Source organism: Nitrosophilus sp. (genome assembly GCF_982775275.1).
The window spans coordinates 1-2,477 of the sequence record NZ_CEXZHP010000213.1 but is presented as its reverse complement, the minus strand read 5'-3'; the positions used below and the strand labels follow the sequence as shown (position 1 = coordinate 2,477).

The following is a 2,477-nucleotide window of genomic DNA, read 5'->3' as shown; positions in this document are numbered from 1 at the left end:
ATAGACACCATTCCCTTCCATGTCAAAGGAAATAGCACTATTCTAATCAAAATAGTAAGTATCACTATCGCCCAGCCCCAGTTACCTATAGCTTCATAAATTGCCATCAATATTTTAAACATAGGTTTTGCAATAAAAGTAAAAAAACCATACTCTATAACCGAGGTTAACTCTGGATTGATAGAGTTTAATATCTTATAATCTTTTGGACCAACATATCCCTCAATATTAAAAACCTTAGATCCCTCTACGAAAATTGTGGGATTTTCCTCTTCATCTTTTGTGATAATTACATTTAAGCCATCTTTTAAATTATAAAAAAATGTAGAGTAATATCTATCCATAGCAGCCGCAATTTTTGCTTTTCTAAAACTCTCCGTTCCTTTTGCGTCGCCATCGTCAATCATTGTTATCGTATTATCCGATTCTTTTATCAAAACTCCATGAAACGTATATCGATCAACCCTAACGCCGGGTCTAAAGCCTGGAGATATAAAATATTTTTTATCGTCACTTAAACTAACTTTCAATTCGTAATGGCCGTCTGGGAAAATTTTTAGGCTTTTATTTACGGTAAAAGAATGCAATTTTTGAGTTAGATTTAGAGTGATTGGTTCATTTTCTAATTTTATGTTCTTTTTATCAGTAATATATGAGATTTTAAAAGCCTCTTCATTTAATTTTTCATCGGAAAATCTTATCTCCAGAGGTTTTGGAAGTTTACTTTCATCAAAAAGTTTTATATGGTCTCCCTCTTCGGTTTTAAATCTCTCATCTTTTAAAATTACCTGTTTAATTCTGCCGATATTGTCGATAAACATAGTAAAATGTTTAGATTCTATCGTTACTAAAGTATTGGAAGTTTGTTCAATCTCTTTTTTGATTGGAGCCTCATTTTTTGCGTTTTTTGTTTGGATACTTTTATGTTCTTTTACCGGAGCCTTTTGGTTTTGCTCATTTGCTATTTTTGTTTGCTTTTTTGGCATAAAAAAATAGTCATAAATTAAAAAAACTCCTAAAGATAAAACTATTGCAAGGATAACTCTCTGGTTCGTATCCATTTTTTCAAACATCTTTTTCCTTTTTTAAATAGAAATTTTTTATTAAGTAAAAATGATCTTTTTTATCTGTAGGAATTAGCCAATATTTTATATTAACTCCTCCAACTTTTAACTTTCTCACTTTCTCACTCTCTAACTTTCTAACTTTCTCACTCTCTAACTTTCTTACTTTTATTATCGGATACTCTATACCGCCTTTGAAAAGCTGATTGCATCTAAGAATTCTAAAAACTACAAAAAAAAGAGCTTTAAAGATATTTTCTTTTTCTATTCTCCACTTTGCATATTCAGAACAAGTGGGATAATATCTACAACTTCCATGGGAAAATATCGATATGTATTTTTGGTAAAATTTTATAAAACCGATTAAAAAAGATTTAACCATTTTTTATCTTTTTTATCAGCTTCCTAAAAACGCTCTTAAGCTTTTCAAAATCGGCACTAATAATATCTTTCTTCGCAACAAAAATGTAACTTCCCAAAGGAAGTTCATTCAAAAACAATAAAAACAGGGCTCTTAATCTTCTTTTAGCCCTGTTTCTTTTTACCGCGTTTCCTATCTTTTTACTTGCGACAAAACCGACTCTTTTTTCATCGCCTTTTTTATAAAAAATTACAAAATATTGCGAATGTAAGGCCTTTGCGTTTTTATAGATATAATTAAACTCTTTTGTGTTTTTTAAAGTTTCAAACCCTTTTATACTGCCAATCTTTTTCTTCCTTTTCTTCTTCTTGCGTTAATCACCTTTCTTCCGTTTTTTGTTCTCATTCTAACTCTAAATCCGTGAGTTCTTTTTCTTCTTGTGTTATGTGGCTGATATGTTCTTTTCATTCTGTTTCCCCTTCACTTTTTTTTGAAGGCTAAGTTTACTAAAATTATGCTTAAAATCTTTTAAATATCTTCCAATAAAACACCTATAATATCCGTCATAGTTATAATTCCGTGAAGTTCGTTATCGTCTATTACCAAAACCCTTTTTATGCTATGTTGCACCATCATTTTCGCAACATATCTCATCTCCACTTTTCTGGTTACGCTGATTGCCGGAATTGTCGCAATATCGTAAATATTTAAAAGATCTATATCTCCTTCTTGAGCAACTATAGCTTGTAAAATATTTTTAAACGTCACAAGTCCATATGCTCCGTTTGGTCCGTTTTTATCTACCACTACCGATTTTATATTGTGTTTTTTCATAAGCTCCAAAGCCTCCCTAACGGGAGCAAGTTGATCAACCACTACCAATTTATCTTTTGGAGTCATAATCTCTTCGACAAGCATAATCTCTCCTTTATGTTATAAAATAGTTTTTATTTCGCTCTCAAATTTATGTAGTTCTTCTTTGTTTATACCTACAACATGCTCCAAACTTAGTGTAAATACTATGGAACTGTTTTTGGTATCTTCAACATTTA

Annotated in this window: 5 protein-coding genes; all 5 read right to left on the bottom strand. The window is 30.8% G+C overall.

Annotated features, from left to right (window positions below; translation table 11 throughout):
* Positions 1-1,073: membrane protein insertase YidC (gene yidC / locus AC30RD_RS08365; RefSeq protein ID WP_489494030.1), on the bottom strand; the 1,073-nt coding region annotated here is incomplete at its 3' end.
* On the bottom strand, positions 1,066-1,446 hold the full coding sequence (gene yidD, locus AC30RD_RS08360) for a membrane protein insertion efficiency factor YidD (protein ID WP_489494029.1): 381 nt from the start codon (positions 1,444-1,446) through the stop codon (positions 1,066-1,068). The genes yidC and yidD, both read right to left, overlap by 8 nt.
* Positions 1,439-1,762, bottom strand: coding sequence for a ribonuclease P protein component (rnpA, locus tag AC30RD_RS08355; protein ID WP_489494032.1), 324 nt, complete (start codon positions 1,760-1,762; stop codon positions 1,439-1,441). Before rnpA ends, yidD begins: the two co-directional genes overlap by 8 nt.
* Positions 1,759-1,893 (bottom strand): 50S ribosomal protein L34, encoded by a 135-nt coding sequence (gene rpmH, locus AC30RD_RS08350; protein ID WP_489494027.1) that lies wholly within the window; start codon positions 1,891-1,893, stop codon positions 1,759-1,761. The genes rnpA and rpmH overlap by 4 nt, the downstream gene beginning before the upstream one ends.
* 60 nt (positions 1,894-1,953) lie before the next feature.
* Positions 1,954-2,343 (bottom strand): CBS domain-containing protein, encoded by a 390-nt coding sequence (locus AC30RD_RS08345; protein WP_489494026.1) that lies wholly within the window; start codon positions 2,341-2,343, stop codon positions 1,954-1,956.
* Between the last annotated feature and the right edge of the window lie 134 nt (positions 2,344-2,477).